A 16148-nucleotide genomic window follows, 5' to 3' on the forward strand; every position below is an offset into this window, starting at 1 on the left:
GGGATACGCTCCAACGCTGGCGACCCCCTCTCCCCGTCTCTATACGGGGAGAGGGTAAGGGTGAGGGGCAGCGCAAACCTGAGGCGATTGTTCTGCGGATAGCCCGGCCTCTTTTTCCCTTTTCTCTCGAATAGCAGCAACCGATGTCCTTTCGCGAACGCCTTCAATCCTGGCGCTACAATCTCGTGCCCGACCACCTCGTCGGCGAGATATTGAGCAAACGCTGGACCGACAACGCCATTCCTTTCCTGGCGCTGGTGGCGACGCTCGGTGTGTTCGGTTCGATCATCCCCGGCTTCTTCAAGCCGATGTCGCTGCAGGAATCGACCCGCCAGCTCGGCGAGTTCTCGCTGGTCGTCACCGGAATGACGGTGGTCATGCTTGGCGGCGGCATCGACCTTTCGGTCGGCTCGATCTTCGCGCTGTCCTGCTTTTCCGCCGTGTTCGTCTTCTTCATCCTCGAACAATCGGTGTGGCTGGCGCTGGCCGCCTCGATCGCCACCGGCCTGCTGTTCGGCGCGATCAATGGCTATCTGATCGGCTATTTCAGGCTGCGCGCGTTCCTGACGACGCTGGTCACCTTCATCTTCGGGCGGGCGCTGTTCGACATATTGGTCACCACTTATGCCGCCGACGTCCAGCTTTCCGATGCAACATCGGATGTGCTGGACTTCATCGGCGACGATACCTTCTGGGGCCTGTCGGTTGCGGTGTGGGCGGCGATTATCCTGGCGATTATTACGCATGTCGCGCTGACGCGCTCGCGGCCCGGCTGGCATGTGCAGGCGGTGGGCGGGTCGCGGCGATCGGCCCACAATGCCGGCATCCGCGTGCGCCGCACCGTATTCATGACCTATGTGTTTTCCGGCTTCTGCGCCTCGCTCGGCGGCTTCCTCATCGCCTGCCGGCTGAGCGGGGCAGGGCCGGGCACAGGCCTCAACCTCGAGGTCATGGCACTGACAGCAGCAGTCGTCGGCGGCGTCAGCCTGGGCGGCGGTCGCGGTTCGGTGATCAAGGGGCTGATGGGCGCGATCATCGTGCTGACGATGACCAACGGGCTGATCCGGCTGGGCTATGGCACCGGCACCAACCAGATGGTGCTGGGCATCATGCTGGCCGTCGCCGTCACCATCGACATTCGCTGGCTGAAGAACCGCCACAAGGTTCTGGACGAGGTCTATGTCGCACCGGTCTACCTGAAGATGGGGGCAACGCAGTCGGCTGCACCGGGCTCGGGCACCCCTTACGAACTCGACAACCGATTGTCGGAGGCCGACCATATCGGGCTCGGCGAGCTGGAAGGGCCGGAAGACGTCATCCTCGACCGCGACGACCATCTCTATTGCGGCACCAGGCATGGCGAGATCGTCCGTTTCTTCGCGCCGGACTACAAACGCTCGGAGGTCTTTGCCCATATTGGCGGCTTTCCGCTCGGCCTGGCCTTCGACAAAACAGGCAATCTGATCAGCTGCGTCGGCGCCATGGGCCTTTATTCGGTCTCGCCGCAGCGCGAGGTGAAGCGGCTTTCGGCGGAAACGTCGCGCTCCTGGACCTCGATCGTCGACGATGCACGGCTGCGCGATCCCAATGATTGCGACATCGCGCCGGCCGGCCGCATCTACTTCACCGATTCCACCAAGCGCTATGATGCGCATGACTGGGCGCTCGACTCGATCGAGAACCGCGCCACGGGGCGGCTGCTTGTCTATGACCCGAGGGACGGCTCGACGAAAACGCTACTCGACGGCTACCGCTATACCAACGGCGTCTGCATGGCGCATGACGGCAAGTCGCTGTTCTTCGCCGAAAGCTGGGCCTGCCGCGTGCACCGCTACTGGCTGGAAGGGCCGAAGGCAGGCAGCGCCGAATGCGTCATCCGCGACATGCCGGGCTACCCCGACAACATCAACCGTGCCTCCGACGGCAATTACTGGATGGCCTGGCTCGGCATGCGCACGCCGAGCTTCGACCTGTCGCTGCGCCATCCCGACATGCGCAAGCGCATGACGCGCCGGCTGCCGCAGGACGAATGGCTGTTCCCCAACATCAACACCGGCGGTGTGGTGAAATTCAACGAGAAGGGCGGCATCGTCGAGGCGATGGGCGACCTGTCGGGCGCCGCGCATCCGATGGTGACTTCGATGCGCGAGCACAAGGGTTTTCTGTTCGTGGGCGGCATCCTCAACAACCGGATCGGCCGCTACCGGATTGCCGGCGCCGACCCGAACTGGACCAGCCCCGCTTCTTACTGGGGGGCGAAGGCATGATGCTGGATCCGATCCTCGACATCTTCCGCGGCAAGGCGGTGACCATCCCGCCGCTCGACGGTGCCTTCAGGCCGAACACGCTGCTGGACGATGCGCCGGCTTTTGCCGATCTGACCGAGCCCGACAATCTGCTGGCCGCCGACGGCCGGCTGCTGGTTTCCAGTGCCAATGCCGTCTACGCGCTCGCCGCCGGTGGCGCGCCTGTTCTGGTCGAGACATTTCCGGCCGCGGTCACAGCGCTCGCGCGCTCGCCCGCCGGCGAACTGACGGTCGGGCTCGAAAGCGGCAGGCTGCTGATTGCAGGCAAGGAGGCCGCCCTGCCGGCCGAGATCCGCTGCATAACAGCACTCGCTTATGCGGAAGATGGCACGCTTTGGCTGGCCAATGGCTCGGCCGACCACGCGCCGTCGCAATGGGCCGCCGATCTGATGAAGAAGGGTGCGTCGGGTTCGCTGTGGAAGCGCGATCCGGCAGGCAGCGAATTCCGCAAGCTCGCCGGTGACATCGCCTTTCCCTATGGGCTGCATCCTGCCGGCAAGGATGTGCTGGTCAGCGAGAGCTGGCGCCATCAAGTTGTCCGCTTCGATGGCGCGACGGGCAGCCGCTCGACGGTGCTGGCGCATCTCCCCGGCTATCCCGCACGGCTGTCGCCTGCCGCCGACGGTGGCGCCTGGTTGACGCTGTTTGCGCCGCGCAACCGGCTGATCGAATTCGTACTGCAGGAAACGCACTACCGAAACGACATGCTCGCGCAAGTGCCGCCGCAACACTGGATCGCGCCGGCGCTCGCCTCCAACCGCAGCTTCCTCGAGCCGCTGCAATGCGGCGGCATCCGCACCATGGGCATCCACAAGCCATGGTCGCCGAGCCGCTCCTACGGGCTGGTGGTCAGGCTCGATCGGGACATGCGGCCGCAGTACAGCCTGCACAGCCGCGCCAACGGCACGCGCCACGGCATCTGCAGCGTGGCGGAGAAAGACGGTCGCCTGTTCATTGCCTCGAAAGGCGGCGATTGTCTGCTGGCCATCGATCTGGCTTCAGGAGGGCATCGCTGATGGAACCGATCGTCCGCCTGGAGAACGTGACCAAGACTTACCGGGGCGTGCCCGCGGTGAGGAATGTCAGCTTCGGGCTGCGCAAGGGTGAGATCCACGCGCTGCTCGGCGAGAACGGTGCGGGAAAATCGACGCTGACCAAAATCATCGCCGGCGTCGTCGGCGCGACATCGGGAAAGATGTTCCACAAGGGGCAGGAGATCGCCTACGCCTCGCCGCATGCGGCCCTTGAAGCCGGCATCGCCATGGTCTTCCAGGAGACCAGCCTGGTGCCGTCGATGACGGTGGCGCAGAACCTCTATCTCGGCACCGAGCGCTTTCTCAACCGGCTGCGCGGCACCTACATCTCGGCGCAGCAGTTCCTGCAGTCGCTGAACTTCCCGGTCGACCCGAACGCCATGGTGGCGACGCTTGGCGCGGCCAAGCGGCAGATGGTCGAGATCGCCCGCGCCGTCCACCACAATGCCGAGATCATCATCTTCGACGAGCCGACTGCGACGCTGACGCCAGAGGAAAAGCGGCACTTCTTCGCACTGATCCGCCGGCTCAAGGCAAGGGGTGTGTCGATCGTCTTCATCAGCCATGCGCTCGAAGAAGCGCTTGATATCGCCGACCGCATCACCATCCTGCGCGACGGTGAACTGGTGATTACCGACGACACCGCGGCGTTCGATCGCGACAGGATCGTCGCCGCGATGGTCGGGCGAACGCTGTCGGGACAGCTCTACAGCCAGCGCGACGAGACCAGGCTGCGCAAGGCCGGCAAGAAGGTGCTGTCGGTGCAGGACATCTCGATGAGCAATGTCGTGCGCAACAATTCCTTCTCGATCTTCGAGGGCCAGATCACCGGCGTGTTCGGGCTGATCGGCTCGGGCCGCACCGAGACGTTCAAGATCGTCTCCGGCATCTACAAGCGCGACTTCCTGCGCGGCGGCACTATCGAGCTGCACGACCGGCCGGTGCGCTATCTCGTGCCCAGCGAGGCGGTGGCGGACGGCATCGTCTATGTCACCGAAGACCGCAAGAGCGAGGGGATTTTCGAGACGATGGACGTCGCCGAGAACCTGTTCGGCGGCTTTTTGGCGGCGGGGCGGGAAAAGAGCTGGGTGATCAATGCGCAGGAGATGCGGGCGCTGTCGGCCGAATGGACCAAGACGCTGAACGTCAAGGCGATCAACGACAACGCCCGCGTGGTCGAGCTTTCCGGCGGCAACCAGCAGAAGGTGGTGATCGGCAAGGGACTGGTGCAGAAGCCGCGCATCGTCATCTTCGACGAACCGACGCGCGGCGTCGATGTCGGCGCCATCGCCGAGATCCACCAGATCATCAACCGCCTGGCCGACGAGGGCCTCGCCGTCGTCGTCATCTCGTCCTACCTGCCGGAGATCATGAACCTGTCCGACCGCATCCTGGTCTGCCGGCAAGGCCGCATCGTCGAGGAGTTCTCGCCTGCGGAGGCCACGGAGGAGAAGATCATGTACGCGGCCGTGCATTAGGTTTCTGGCAGATGCGTACTTCGACAATTGGCCGAGTCGCCAATCCATACATGACGAAGGTGAGGGGCTCTGCATCTCCAGGGTTCTGGGCCGGCGTGCAAAAACTGAATCACCCGAGCACGTTAGCCGCATTCGCTACCAAGCCAATTCAATGACCTCTCTCATCGATTCAAACGAAAGGAGCCTGCCCATGGCCACCACAAGACTTCTGACCGATGCCGAGGTCCAGGCGATTCCCGCCGTGAAGGCTGTGTTCGACGACATCCGCGCGACGCGCAAATCCGATTTCGTCAACAATTTCTGGCGTGGGCTGGCCAATGATCCGGTCTCGCTGAAGCGAGTGTGGGAGCAGCTCAAGGCGGTGATGGTCGCTGACAGCGCCATCGATCCGCTGACCAAGGAGATGATCTACATCGCCGTCTCGACCGCCAATGGCTGCTCCTATTGCGTCCACTCGCACACCGCCGCAGCGCGGGCCAAAGGCATGACCGACGCGCAGCATGGCGAGCTGGTCTCGATCATCGGGCTGGCCGGGCAGACCAACCAGATGGTGACAGCGCTGCAGATCCCGGTCGATCCGGAGTTCGAGGTGCGGTGAGGTGAGGCGCGGCGCCTTCCCTTCTCCCCTTGTGGGAGAAGGTGGCCGAGCGAAGCTCGGTCGGATGAGGGGTGCTGGACGGATCGCGGCCTTGGAGACGTAAGCGCTTCAAATCGCTGGGATTTTCTCCGCCGAGTTCCTTCCGGCACCCCTCATCCGTCTCGGCGCTACGCGCCGATCCACCTTCTCCCACAAGGGGAGAAGGGATGCGCGCTACACCGGCCGATATACCTTCTCCGCCGTGTTCCAGAAAATATCGGCCTCGGCGGCCGCGCCGTGCTTCGCTACCGCTTCCCGGTGCGCCCTGATCAGCTCGGCATGGCTGGTCCACAGCTTCTCGATCGGGAAGTTCGAGCCGAACATCAAATGGTCGCTGCCGAGGATGTCGATGGCGTTGTCGACGATATAGGCGATCAGCGCCGGGTCGTTGCGGTGGACGAAGGTGCCGAGGCCGGACAGCTTTGCATAGAGGTTGGGCGCCGCCGACAGCGTGCGCAGGCCGGACTTCCACGCCTCGGTGGTCTCCGGCTCCATGTCGGTCAGCATGCCGGCGTGGGTGAGGATGAAATTCGTCTCGGAGTTGTCGCCGACGAGCGTCAGCCCGTCCTTCATCTGGGCGGGGAAAAGCTGCAGGTCGAAGGACAGGCCGTAATCCTTCAGCCGCGCGACATTGGCCCGCAGCTTCGGGTCGATGACCTGATCGGCCGAGGCGGCGAAGCGGAAGGCCGGCGTTCCGTGCCAGTGCAGCTGCATGCGCACGCCGCGCAGCAGCGGATATTTTTTCAGCCGGTCGATCTGGGGCCTGATATCGTCCACCGTCATATCGGCATAGCCGACGATGGCGTGCGGCCAGCCGGTTTCTTCCGCGGTCTTCTGCAGGAAGGCGACCTCTTTCTCGAAATCCTCCTTGGCCCAGTTGGTCTGGACATAGACCGCCTTCTCGACGCCTGAACCTTGCTGGTCGGCGAGGAATTCCTCGATCGGATAATCGCGGCGGATCGGCTCGTAAGGGCCAAAGATGCGCGGCACCATCGGTCCGACCAGCCAGGGCTGGTCCTGCTGACGCCAGATGTGGAAATGCGCGTCGATCGCCTTCTGCATCACGAAACCCTTTTCCAGATTGGCGCGGCCGCCGGAGCGGGGCGGGCGAGCGACAGGATGAACTCGGAGAGACCGGCGATAGAGGAGCCGTCGACCAGATCGTCGAGCACCGGCAGGATGGCGCGAAGTGCTGCGGTGGCCGGCCGAAAACGCGGATCGCCGGCCAACGGCGTCGCCAGCGAAAGCCGAAAGGCGCGGGCGCTCAGCCGGCGCATCGCCGTCTCCAGCTCGGCATGATCGCCGCGCTCCAGCGCATCGGACAGGATGATGATCGCCGCCCCGCGTGCAAAGGCGGAGAAGCGCGGCACCGATAGAAACGCGAGCAGCGTCGGTCCCATACGGGTGCCGCCGTCCCAGTCGTCGACCTGGGCAGCGGCGCGGGCCAGCGCCTGATTGCGGTCGCGAATGCGCAGCGGCGAGGTGATACGGGTCAGCCGTGTGCCGAAAGTGAAGACCTCCGCCCGGTCGGCGCCTTGCACCGCCGCGTGTGCCAGCTTGAGATAGTCCGATGTGTAGAGCTTCATCGAGCCGGACACGTCGATCAGCATGAGAAGCTTGCGCGGCACTGTCTGCCGCCGGCGCAGCAGCGGCGAGGGCACATCGCCGTCGGCACTGACGATCTCCCTAAGCGAACGGCGCAGATCGAGCTTGCCGCGCGCATGCGTGCGTACGGTGCGGAAGGAGCGGCGGGCGGGCAACGCGGTGGCGAGCTTGCGGCGGAAGGCGGCAAGCCCGTCGCTATCGCGATGGAACTCGCGGACGCTCAACTGTTCGCTGGCCGAAGACAGTTCGCCGCCTTGCTCCTGGCGGACCACCTCGATTTCTTCTTCGCCCGTTGCACCATCGTCCTTGATGCGGGTTTCCTCGTCGGCCTCGCCTTCGACCAGCGCCGCGGCGTCCCCATAGAAATGGCTCCGGAAATGCGCCTCGAATTCGTCGCGGCGGTCGGGCGGCGGCGCCAGCGTGGCAAGGGCCGCCTCGTGGATGTCGGCCATCGAACGGGGACCGAGCAGGGTTACGGCCTGCATGAAGTCTGATACCTGCTCCGGCGCGACAGCAAAGCCATAGCGGCGGAGCAGCCGGCCGAAGCCGAGCATTGGGGTTGCGGCGCGCGGCAAGCTTTCTCCCCGCATCATTCCTTCGCGCCCCCCTCTGTCCTGCCGGACATCTCCCCCTCAAGGGGGGAGAGTGGCAGCTTCGACGCCCCGCTCAGCCCTGCAATGTTGGAGTTTAGCGAAAGCCGGGATGACATCTGATCTCCCCCCTTGAGGGGGAGATGCCAAGTGGTGGCAAAGAGGGCAGGACAGAGGGGGGTGCTGTCCCGCCAGCGTTGCGGAATGCGCCCGTGAGGTCGATCGATATTCGGTCGTCCCGCTGTGAACGGGGAGAAGGGATCATTGACGTCGTGCATCACGCCAGCGCCTCCTCGACAATCTTGCCGAGCTCCGGCGCGATGCAGGAAAGGTCCTCCTCGTCCTTGATCAGCACGCCGATGGCGCGGCGAAACGCTTCCGGCCACGGCCTGCCGCCTTTTTCGAGGATGGTCGCGGCGTTGGCCCATTCGACCGCCTCGGCGATGCCGGGCGGCTTGGCCAGCGGACGGGCGCGAATATCGCGCACGGCGGCAGCCACCGCGCGGGCCGTTTCCTCGGCGACATCGCCGGCGCGCAGCATGATGATCTCGGCCTCGCGCCCGGCGTCGGGATAGGTGATCCAGTGGTAGACGCAGCGCCGCCGCAGCGCTTCGGCCAGTTCACGGGTGCGGTTCGAGGTCAGGATGACGATCGGCTGCGCCGTCGCGCGGATGGTGCCGCGCTCGGGAATGCTGATCTGGAAATCGGAGAGGAACTCCAGCAGCAGCGCTTCGAATTCATGGTCGGAACGGTCGATCTCGTCGACCAGCAGCACGCGCTTTTCCGGCGCCTTCAGCACCTGCAGCAGCGGCCGCGCGATCAGGAAGCGGTCGTCGTAGATGTCGATCTCGTGCTCGCCGGCATGGCGGATGGCGAGCAGCTGGCGCTGGTAGTTCCATTCGTAGAGCGCGTGTGCTGCGTCGATGCCCTCATAGCATTGCAGTCGCACCAGCTCACGCCCGAGCACTTCGGCAATCGCCTTCGCCGCTTCCGTCTTGCCGACGCCCGGTGCGCCTTCGAGCAGCAGCGGCTTGCCCAGCCTTATCGCCAGGAAGATGGCGGTGGCCAGGCTCTCGTCGGCCAGATAGCGCGAGGCGGCGAGGCGCGACGCCACCGCCTCCGGCGATGTCGCGACAGTCTCGGCACTTCTCTTGGGCATTTCCAACACTCAGTTCGATGCTTGCGCCTTCAGCGCCCGCAGGATGCGCTCCGGCGTGATCGGCAGCGTATCGATGCGCACACCGACGGCGTCGAAGACGGCGTTGGCCACCGCCGGGATTTGCGGGTTGGCGCACATTTCGCCCGGCCCCTTGGCGCCATACGGCCCATCCGCCGAGGGCCGTTCCAGCACGATGATCTCGGTTTCGGCAAGATCGCCCGGTCCCGGCATCAGATATTGGTTGAAATCGGTGCCGCCATGGTCGCGGTTGGGATAATAGGGTTCGGTCGTCTCGTAGAGCGCATGGCTGATGCCCATCCATGAGCCGCCGACGAGCTGCTGTTCAACCATTTTCGGGTTCAGCGCACGGCCGATCTCAAACACGTTCTTCACCGTCAGCACGGTGACCTCGCCGGTCTCGTCGTCGACTTCGACCTCGGCCACTGTGCAGGCATGCGCATAGCAGGTCGACGGCTTCATCGCGCCGGTTTCCTTTTCCGGATAGGAGCGCGGGATCAAAAACATGCCGCGGCCGGAAATCGAACGGCCGCGCTTAAAATGCGCCGACAGCGCGACATCGAAGATCGAGATCGATTTCTGCGGCGCGCCCTTGACCAGGATGTTGCCCTGGCCGTCGGTCTCGAGATCCGACGCGTTCACTTCCAGCTCCTCGGCCGCCACTTCCAGCATCACCTGGCGGGCTTCCCTGGCCGCCTGGATGACCGCGTTGCCGGCGCGGTGCGTGCCGCGCGAGGCGAAGGTGCCCATGCAGTGCGGGCCGGTGTCGGTGTCGGCGGTGTCGACGACGACGCGGTCGGTCGGCACGCCGATCGTCTCGGCGCAGATCTGCGCCATGATCTGCTTCATGCCCTGGCCGAGGTCGACGCTCGACAGCGTGACCATGAAATTGCCGGTCGGCGTCGAATGCACCAGCGCCTGCGTCGGGTCGCCGCCGAGATTCATGCCGGTCGGATAATTGATCGCGGCGACGCCGCGTCCGCGCCTGATCGTCATTTCAAGCTCCCTTCGCGTAAGACGACATCGCCATGAACTTTTCCGCCACCGGCCAGTTGGCGGCGCGCGAGGCTTCCTGCATGCACTCGATCAGCGCCGCCCCCTCGGTCGGCTGCCGATGTGCTTTCATGTCGCCATCGCGATAGGCGTTGATGAAACGGAATTCGAGCGGGTCCATGCCGATCAGCCGGGCGAGCTTGTCCATCTGTACCTCTAGCGCGAAATCGCCAATGGTCACGCCGAAGCCGCGCATCGCAGAGGACGGGGTGCGGTTGGTGTAGACGCAGTAGGTGTCGATCCAGACATTCGGGATCGTATACGGGCCGGGATAATGCCCGGCGCCCTTCTGCGCGCCGTAGGGCGAATGGCGCGAATAGGCGCCGGCGTCGGTGTAGCCGGTCACTTTGCGCGCGACGATGCGGCCGTCGTTCATAACGCCGTCCTTGATGACGACTTTCTCGGCGGCGCGCGGCGAGGAAATCTGCATCTCTTCCTCGCGGCTGTAGATAAAACAGACCGGTCGTCCTGTTATTTTGGCGCCAAGGATGGCGATCGGCTCGACGATGACGTCGACCTTGCCGCCAAAGCCGCCGCCGACAGTGCCGCCGACGAAATGCAGCTTGTTGCCGGGCATCTGCAGGATGATCGAGGCGTTATCGAGAGTGAAGAACATCGCCTGCGTGTTGGTGTAGCAGGTGAAGCGGTCGTTGCCCTCCGGCGCGACGATGCAGCCGGTCGTTTCGGTCGGCGCATGCTCGATCGGTGAAGACTGGTAGGTCTGTTCGAGCACGTGGTCGGCTCCTGTAAAGCCTGCCTCGACATCGCCGAAGCGCACCTTGCGGCATTCGCCGCTATCGTAGAGATAGTAATTCCGGCCGTGATATTCGTTGACGATCGGCGCGCCGGGCTTCAGCGCTTCGTCCATGTCGAAGACGGTGGGCAGCACCTCGTAATCGACCTTGACCTTGGCGGCGGCTTCCTGCGCGGCGCGTTCGGTCTCGGCCAGCACCGCCACCACCGCCTCGCCCTTCCAGCGCACCTTGCCGTCGGCCAGCACCGTCTCGTCCTCCGGCCCGATCTGGATCAGGATCAGGATGGTGTAGACATTGTGCGGCACATCCTTGGCGGTCAGCACCTTGACGACGCCGGGGTGCTTTTCCGCCTCTGACGTATCGATGCTGCGGATGCGGGCGTGATGATGCGGGCTGCGCACCATCTTCAGGTGCAGCATGCCGGGAAAATTGCGGTCGGCGAAATAGGCGGTCTTGCCGGTGACATGGCCGGGCGAATCCGAACGCGGCCGCGGCTGGCCGATCTCGTGCAGATCGTCCTTGCGCTGGTCGGCGAAATAGCTCTTGCGGAGTTCCATTTTTCTAACTCCCCTCAAGCCGCGTTCTGCGAATTGGAGCGCGCGGCGGTCAGAACTGCCTGGATGATCGGCTCGTAACCGGTGCAGCGGCAGATATTGCCGGACAGTGCCTCGACCACATCCTCGCGGCTGGGGTTCGGGGTTTGGTCGAGCAGCACCTTGGCGGCCATGATCATGCCCGGCGTACAGAAACCGCATTGGGTCGCGAAGGCATCGAGGAAAGCGCGTTGCAGCGGATGCAGCACGCCGCCTTCCGCCAGTCCCGAGGTGGTGGTGACGGTTGCGCCATTGCAGGTCTCGGCCAGCGTCAGGCAGGACAGCCTGAGCTCGCCGTCGATGATGACCGAGCACGCGCCGCAAGTGCCCTGGTGGCAGCCGCCTTTTGGCGAGGTGTCGCCGATCTTGTCGCGCAGCGCATGAAGCAGCGTTGTGCCGCTGTCGATGAATTCGGCCTTTTCGGCACCATTGAGCGTGAACTGAACCGGGACCTTTGCCATCTTTTTACTCCTTGCGCCGCAGCCAGGCGGACATACGCGCCATCGGCTTTCAGGCGAGCAGCAGCCGGCCGAGATGGACCGGCAGGACTTCGTTGCGATACCAGGCACTGGCGATCGGATCGGTTCGCGGCGAAGTGCCGTCGCGGGCAACAGCCAGTGCCGGTGCGATGCCCTCGCTCGTGAGTTCCCGGCCAATCAGGGCCTTCTCCGCCGCCCTGGCACGGATCGGCCGGTCGGCCATGCAGCCGAGCGCGATCCGCGCGGACGACACGGTGCCGTCCGGTGCGTGCTCCAGCACGGTCGCGATGCTCAGCACCGAAATCCCCTTTGGCTTGACCCTCGACACTTTCAGGAAGCGAAAGCCGCCTTCCTTCGGAAGCGTGAAGCCGACCGCAGTGACGATGGCGTGGTTGCTTTCGCGTTTCGCCAGGAAGGTTTCGATCGGGAGTTCGCCGTCGCCGGTGCTGACGGTTGCATCCAAAGCCAGCAGCGCAACGGTGAAATCGCCGTAAGGCGCTGGCGCGAAGAGATTGCCGCCGACGCTCGCCATGTTGCGGATCGCCGGGCCGCCGACGGCGCGCGCGGCGTGGGCCAGCGGGGCGAGATCCGGATGGCGGGCGATCGCCGCCATGGTCACCGAGGCGCCGATGCGCACTTGCCTATTGGAAACGGTGATGGCCGACAGCGCCGGGTCGGTCGACCTGACGAAACCGGAGATCGACACGTCGCCTTCATTGGCGGCGCGCACGACCAGTGTGCCGCCACCGAGATAGCGGGCGCCGGCGGCTTTCAGCGCCGCGCCGGCGTCCTTCACCGTCGCGAAAGTCTGCAGTGCAAGCGCCATGGAACGCTCCCTTTTTCGGGCTTAGTCCGTCATTCAACTCTGGCCGGCAAAGTGGTTCTTCAGGGCGTTGAACCCGCCCTGGAAAACATTGGCGCCCATGCCTTCGGCCAATTTATCGGCTTCCTCGGGAGCGGCGTCGAAGCTGGCGGTCCATTCGGCATAGGTGCGGTCGCCGTCCGTCACCCGCCGCAACTGCAGCGTCGACTTGTGATTGGTCAGCGGCTGCGGCGTCTCCAGGATGGCGTAGCTGACGAGGAAGTTCTCGTCGGAGAAATCGAGCAGCTTTTCGCGGAGGCGGGCGCCGCTGGCGAGCTGGAAATTGCGCACGCAGCCGATCGTGCCGGCATCCTTGCCGTCTTCGATATGGCTTTCGACCATGCGCGGGTGCCAGGTCGGCAGACCGTTGAAGTCGCGTATGCGCGCCCAGACCTTTTCGACCGGTGCGTCGATGACACTGGAGATGGTGACTTTCGCCATATGATCGTTCCCTTGCAAATCAGCTGCTTGGGAGGGTAGAGCGGCAGGCTCGGCAGCGCTTATCAATGCGTCTTGAACGCCTATCAAATAGTCTGAAAAAACGGGCGCTCAGCTGATCGCCCGCGCCGCCTCGCGGTAAAGCGTCGGCGGGACGCCGACATGGTCGCGGAAGAAGCGCGAGAAATTGCCTTGCGTGGTGAAGCCGAGATTGCAGGCGACCGAGATCAGCGGCTCCTGCGACCACTGTAACTGCCGCACCGCTTCCTCCATGCGCAGCGTGTTCCAATAGACGTTGGGCGTCAGATTGGTCTGTTCCTTGAACAGGGCGAAGAAATGCGGCCGCGACAGGCCGACGCTGCGCGCCACGTCGTCGAAGCAGATGCGCTCGCAGACATTGGCTTTCATCAGCTGGATCGCCTTGCGGACGCGGAAGTCTTGCATGGTGTTGATGCGGGTGCGCACCGTCTGCGGTGCGGAGGCGTCGGCGGCATCGAGCACGCTGTCGATGAAGCGCTCGATCTCGTAATTGGCGATGTCGTCGATGCTCTCATTGTCGCTGAGATGGTCGAGAAGGTTGGCCGCTGCCTTGTGCAGCCAAGGCTCGAGCGTGATTGCCGGGGCGGAGAACAGCGGCGCGGCGGAAGGCAGCTCGCGGCGTTTTCGTGCCCAGTCCGGATCGATGTAAAAGGCGAGGAACAGGCCGGGCGTGCCGTCGCGGGACAGAGCGTGGCTGTGCGGCTGGAAGGAATTGATGCCGGCGGCGGTGCCCGGTCCAAGCCGTACCGTCTCGCGGCCGATGGTCATCTCGCCGGCGGTGCCTTCCAGCCAGATGATGATATGCGCCTCGACATGGGCATGGGTGACGAAGTCGCTGGCGACGTTCAGGACAGAAACATGTCCGAACCGGCCCCAGTAGAGCCTGATCGCTTCCGTCATGGGTATATCCTCCCGCAGGCGACTGGCCTCCCTTCGCCTGCTGCGAGCGATTGTGCGGCGCAGTTTGGGCTTGCGTCAAGACGCATGTGCACGTCCGGGCGCCGGCCATGCGCCGCAGCGGCGGATTTTCAGACCCGGCGATAGGAGGAAGGCGAGCGTTTCAAGGCCGCTATGGGAAGACAGATGCGGTCGGCCGGCGACCAGCGCCGGCGAGGCCTCGAGGCCGGCAATTCAACCGGCGAACGGTCTATGATTCAGCGTCGGGATGCGGCCGAGATTCAGTCGTTGCGCCTGAAATTGCGGATGCGGTCGAACAGCACGGCGAGCAGGATGGCGCCGCCGATGAACACGCCTTGCCAGAAGGCATTGATGCCGAGCAGGCCGAGGCTGTTGCGGATGACCTCGATCAGCGCCGCGCCGACGACCGCGCCGAAGGCTGTGCCCATGCCGCCGGCCAGGTTGGCGCCACCGATGACGGTGGCGGCGATCACCTGAAGCTCCATGCCGTTGCCGAGATTGGTGGTGACCGCGCCCAGCCAGCCGGTCTGGATGATGCCGGCAAGGCCAGCCGCCATTGCCGAGATCATGTAGACGACGACCTTGATCTGGCGCACCGGAACGCCGGTCAGCGTTGCCGCATGCTCGTTGCCGCCGATGGCGAAGATGTGCCGGCCGAATTTCGTCCAGCGCAGCACAAAGCCGGTGATCAACGCCAGCACGATCATGTAAAGCACCGGATTGGCGATGCCGAACACCCAGGCGCCGCCGCCCAGCGCCAGCAGCTTGTCGTGATCCGGCCCGAACTGGAAGACGACGGTGTTGTTGGAGGCGACCATGGCTAGGCTGCGTGCGATCGACAGCATGCCGAGCGTCACCACGAAGGGCGGGAAGCCGAGATAGGCGATCAGAACCCCGTTGAAGGCGCCGATGATCAGCGCTGTGGCGATCGCAGCGGCAATGCCGATCTCGATGCCGTAGCCGGCATGCATGGTCACGGCCAGCACCATCGAGCACAGGCAAAGCACGGAGCCGACCGACAGGTCGATACCGCCGGTGATGATGACGAAGGTCATGCCGAGCGCGACGATGGCGACGAAGGTGACGTTGCGGGTGATGTTGTAGAGGTTCTTGGTCGTGGCGAAGGAATCCGTTGCCACCGACAGGAACAGGCAGGCGAGGATGACCGCGATCACCACCCAGAAGGTCTGGCTGGCAAACACCTTGCTCAGCAAGGTGTGCTGCTTGTGCGCGATCGTCTGATCAAGGGTGACTGCCATTATCGACCTTTTTTACTCATGGTTGAGGCGTCAATCATACCTGTTCGATGGCGCCGGTGATGAGTCCGGTGACTTCTTCCGGCGAACTCGATGCGATCGTCTTGTCGGCGACCTTGCGGCCGCGCCGCATGACGATGACGCGGTCGGCGACGTCAAAGACGTCGGGCATGCGGTGGCTGATCAGCACGACGGCGATGCCCTGGTCGCGCAAATGGCGGATCAGGTTCAGCACCTCGGCGACCTGGCGCACCGAGATCGCCGCCGTCGGCTCGTCCATCAGCACGATCTTGGCCTGCGAAAGCATGGTACGGGCGATCGCCACCGCCTGCCGCTGGCCGCCCGACATTTGCTTGACCAGGTCGCGCGGGCGGGTTTCGGATTTCAGCTCGGCGAAGATCTGGCCGGCACGCTTGTACATCGCGGCATAGTCGAGGATGCGAAGCGGCCCGAGGCCGCGGCGCAATTCACGGCCGAGATAGACGTTGGCGGCGGCCGTCAGATTGTTGCACAGTGCCAGGTCCTGATGGACGATTTCGATGCCGTGCTGGCGCGCCTCGACCGGCTTGTGCAGGATCAGCTCCTTGCCGTCCATCTGCATCGTGCCATGGCTCGGCGGGAAATTTCCGGCGATCATCTTGACCAGCGTCGACTTGCCGGCGCCGTTGTCGCCCATCAGGCCGACAACCTGTCCGGCCTCGATCGACAACGAAACGTCGTTGACCGCCTGGATGGCGCCAAAATGCTTCGAGATGTTGGTGAGTTCGAGAACCGCCACCAGCCTTCTTGCCTCCCCGTGCTTTGCGGCCTGCGGTTCTGCCGCGGCCATTCGCTCTCCCCAGTTCCTCCCGGAAGCAGCGATTTTGCCCATTTACGCATAAGCCTCCTTGGCGTCAACCACGGCTTCTTTCGAAAAATCAGTTTTGTA

General features: G+C 64.2%; 15 protein-coding genes. 4 read left to right on the forward strand and 11 right to left on the reverse strand.

Annotated elements, in window-relative coordinates:
- Positions 1 to 143 precede the first annotated feature (143 nt).
- The 4 genes from NKI16_RS00735 to NKI16_RS00750 all read left to right on the forward strand — a co-directional run bounded on the left by NKI16_RS00735 (position 144) and on the right by NKI16_RS00750 (position 5416).
- Positions 144 to 2267, forward strand: coding sequence for an ABC transporter permease (locus NKI16_RS00735; RefSeq protein WP_352623400.1), 2124 nt, complete (start codon positions 144 to 146; stop codon positions 2265 to 2267).
- Positions 2264 to 3322 (forward strand): SMP-30/gluconolactonase/LRE family protein, encoded by a 1059-nt coding sequence (locus tag NKI16_RS00740; protein WP_352623399.1) that lies wholly within the window; start codon positions 2264 to 2266, stop codon positions 3320 to 3322. Before NKI16_RS00735 ends, NKI16_RS00740 begins: the two co-directional genes overlap by 4 nt.
- A complete protein-coding gene (locus NKI16_RS00745) occupies positions 3322 to 4818 on the forward strand; it encodes a sugar ABC transporter ATP-binding protein (protein WP_352623398.1) in 1497 nt (498 codons plus the stop codon). The genes NKI16_RS00740 and NKI16_RS00745 overlap by 1 nt, the downstream gene beginning before the upstream one ends.
- A 190-nt stretch (positions 4819 to 5008) precedes the next feature.
- Positions 5009 to 5416 carry a carboxymuconolactone decarboxylase family protein gene (locus tag NKI16_RS00750; RefSeq protein WP_352623397.1) on the forward strand — a complete coding sequence of 136 codons (408 nt, stop codon included), beginning with the start codon at positions 5009 to 5011 and terminating at the stop codon, positions 5414 to 5416.
- Positions 5417 to 5629: 213 nt separating this feature from the next.
- On the opposite strand, the gene NKI16_RS00755 is transcribed toward NKI16_RS00750, so the two are convergent.
- The 11 genes from NKI16_RS00755 to NKI16_RS00805 form a co-directional block, all read right to left on the reverse strand.
- Positions 5630 to 6517 carry an amidohydrolase family protein gene (locus NKI16_RS00755; protein WP_352623404.1) on the reverse strand — a complete coding sequence of 296 codons (888 nt, stop codon included), beginning with the start codon at positions 6515 to 6517 and terminating at the stop codon, positions 5630 to 5632.
- A complete protein-coding gene (locus NKI16_RS00760; RefSeq protein ID WP_352623396.1) occupies positions 6517 to 7653 on the reverse strand; it encodes a vWA domain-containing protein in 1137 nt (378 codons plus the stop codon). Before NKI16_RS00760 ends, NKI16_RS00755 begins: the two co-directional genes overlap by 1 nt.
- A gap of 274 nt (positions 7654 to 7927) precedes the next feature.
- Positions 7928 to 8809 (reverse strand): AAA family ATPase, encoded by an 882-nt coding sequence (locus NKI16_RS00765; protein ID WP_352623395.1) that lies wholly within the window; start codon positions 8807 to 8809, stop codon positions 7928 to 7930.
- 9 nt (positions 8810 to 8818) lie between these two features.
- Positions 8819 to 9823 (reverse strand): xanthine dehydrogenase family protein molybdopterin-binding subunit, encoded by a 1005-nt coding sequence (locus NKI16_RS00770; protein ID WP_352623394.1) that lies wholly within the window; start codon positions 9821 to 9823, stop codon positions 8819 to 8821.
- Between the two features lies 1 nt (position 9824).
- Positions 9825 to 11192: a xanthine dehydrogenase family protein molybdopterin-binding subunit gene (locus NKI16_RS00775; protein ID WP_352623393.1), complete on the reverse strand. Its 1368-nt coding sequence runs from the start codon at positions 11190 to 11192 to the stop codon at positions 9825 to 9827.
- A gap of 14 nt (positions 11193 to 11206) precedes the next feature.
- Entirely contained in the window at positions 11207 to 11689 is a 483-nt protein-coding gene (locus tag NKI16_RS00780) for a (2Fe-2S)-binding protein (protein ID WP_352623392.1), read from the reverse strand.
- Between the two features lie 49 nt (positions 11690 to 11738).
- A complete protein-coding gene (locus NKI16_RS00785; RefSeq protein ID WP_352623391.1) occupies positions 11739 to 12533 on the reverse strand; it encodes an FAD binding domain-containing protein in 795 nt (264 codons plus the stop codon).
- 33 nt (positions 12534 to 12566) lie between these two features.
- The gene (locus NKI16_RS00790) at positions 12567 to 13010 is read right to left on the reverse strand and encodes an SRPBCC family protein (protein ID WP_023675802.1); all 444 of its coding nucleotides are present in this window, start codon (positions 13008 to 13010) and stop codon (positions 12567 to 12569) included.
- Positions 13011 to 13118: 108 nt separating this feature from the next.
- Positions 13119 to 13946, reverse strand: a complete 828-nt coding sequence (locus tag NKI16_RS00795; RefSeq protein ID WP_023675803.1) for an AraC family transcriptional regulator — start codon at positions 13944 to 13946, stop codon at positions 13119 to 13121.
- Positions 13947 to 14224: 278 nt separating this feature from the next.
- Entirely contained in the window at positions 14225 to 15223 is a 999-nt protein-coding gene (locus NKI16_RS00800; protein ID WP_352458732.1) for an ABC transporter permease, read from the reverse strand.
- A gap of 34 nt (positions 15224 to 15257) precedes the next feature.
- A complete protein-coding gene (locus NKI16_RS00805; protein WP_023675804.1) occupies positions 15258 to 15998 on the reverse strand; it encodes an ATP-binding cassette domain-containing protein in 741 nt (246 codons plus the stop codon).
- Positions 15999 to 16148: the final 150 nt, after the last annotated feature.

Source organism: Mesorhizobium sp. M0698, from assembly GCF_040320455.1.
GTDB lineage: Bacteria > Pseudomonadota > Alphaproteobacteria > Rhizobiales > Rhizobiaceae > Mesorhizobium.

What these genes read in the sequence shown, in the direction of transcription:
- NKI16_RS00735 (WP_352623400.1), top strand. Translation starts at nt 144, where the DNA reads ATGTCCTTTCGCGAACGCCTTCAATCCTGGCGCTACAATCTCGTGCCC.
- NKI16_RS00740 (WP_352623399.1), top strand. Translation starts at nt 2,264, where the DNA reads ATGATGCTGGATCCGATCCTCGACATCTTCCGCGGCAAGGCGGTGACC.
- NKI16_RS00745 (WP_352623398.1), top strand. Translation starts at nt 3,322, where the DNA reads ATGGAACCGATCGTCCGCCTGGAGAACGTGACCAAGACTTACCGGGGC.
- NKI16_RS00750 (WP_352623397.1), top strand. Translation starts at nt 5,009, where the DNA reads ATGGCCACCACAAGACTTCTGACCGATGCCGAGGTCCAGGCGATTCCC.
- NKI16_RS00755 (WP_352623404.1), bottom strand. Translation starts at nt 6,517, where the DNA reads ATGCAGAAGGCGATCGACGCGCATTTCCACATCTGGCGTCAGCAGGAC.
- NKI16_RS00760 (WP_352623396.1), bottom strand. Translation starts at nt 7,653, where the DNA reads ATGATGCGGGGAGAAAGCTTGCCGCGCGCCGCAACCCCAATGCTCGGC.
- NKI16_RS00765 (WP_352623395.1), bottom strand. Translation starts at nt 8,809, where the DNA reads ATGCCCAAGAGAAGTGCCGAGACTGTCGCGACATCGCCGGAGGCGGTG.
- NKI16_RS00770 (WP_352623394.1), bottom strand. Translation starts at nt 9,823, where the DNA reads ATGACGATCAGGCGCGGACGCGGCGTCGCCGCGATCAATTATCCGACC.
- NKI16_RS00775 (WP_352623393.1), bottom strand. Translation starts at nt 11,192, where the DNA reads ATGGAACTCCGCAAGAGCTATTTCGCCGACCAGCGCAAGGACGATCTG.
- NKI16_RS00780 (WP_352623392.1), bottom strand. Translation starts at nt 11,689, where the DNA reads ATGGCAAAGGTCCCGGTTCAGTTCACGCTCAATGGTGCCGAAAAGGCC.
- NKI16_RS00785 (WP_352623391.1), bottom strand. Translation starts at nt 12,533, where the DNA reads ATGGCGCTTGCACTGCAGACTTTCGCGACGGTGAAGGACGCCGGCGCG.
- NKI16_RS00790 (WP_023675802.1), bottom strand. Translation starts at nt 13,010, where the DNA reads ATGGCGAAAGTCACCATCTCCAGTGTCATCGACGCACCGGTCGAAAAG.
- NKI16_RS00795 (WP_023675803.1), bottom strand. Translation starts at nt 13,946, where the DNA reads ATGACGGAAGCGATCAGGCTCTACTGGGGCCGGTTCGGACATGTTTCT.
- NKI16_RS00800 (WP_352458732.1), bottom strand. Translation starts at nt 15,223, where the DNA reads ATGGCAGTCACCCTTGATCAGACGATCGCGCACAAGCAGCACACCTTG.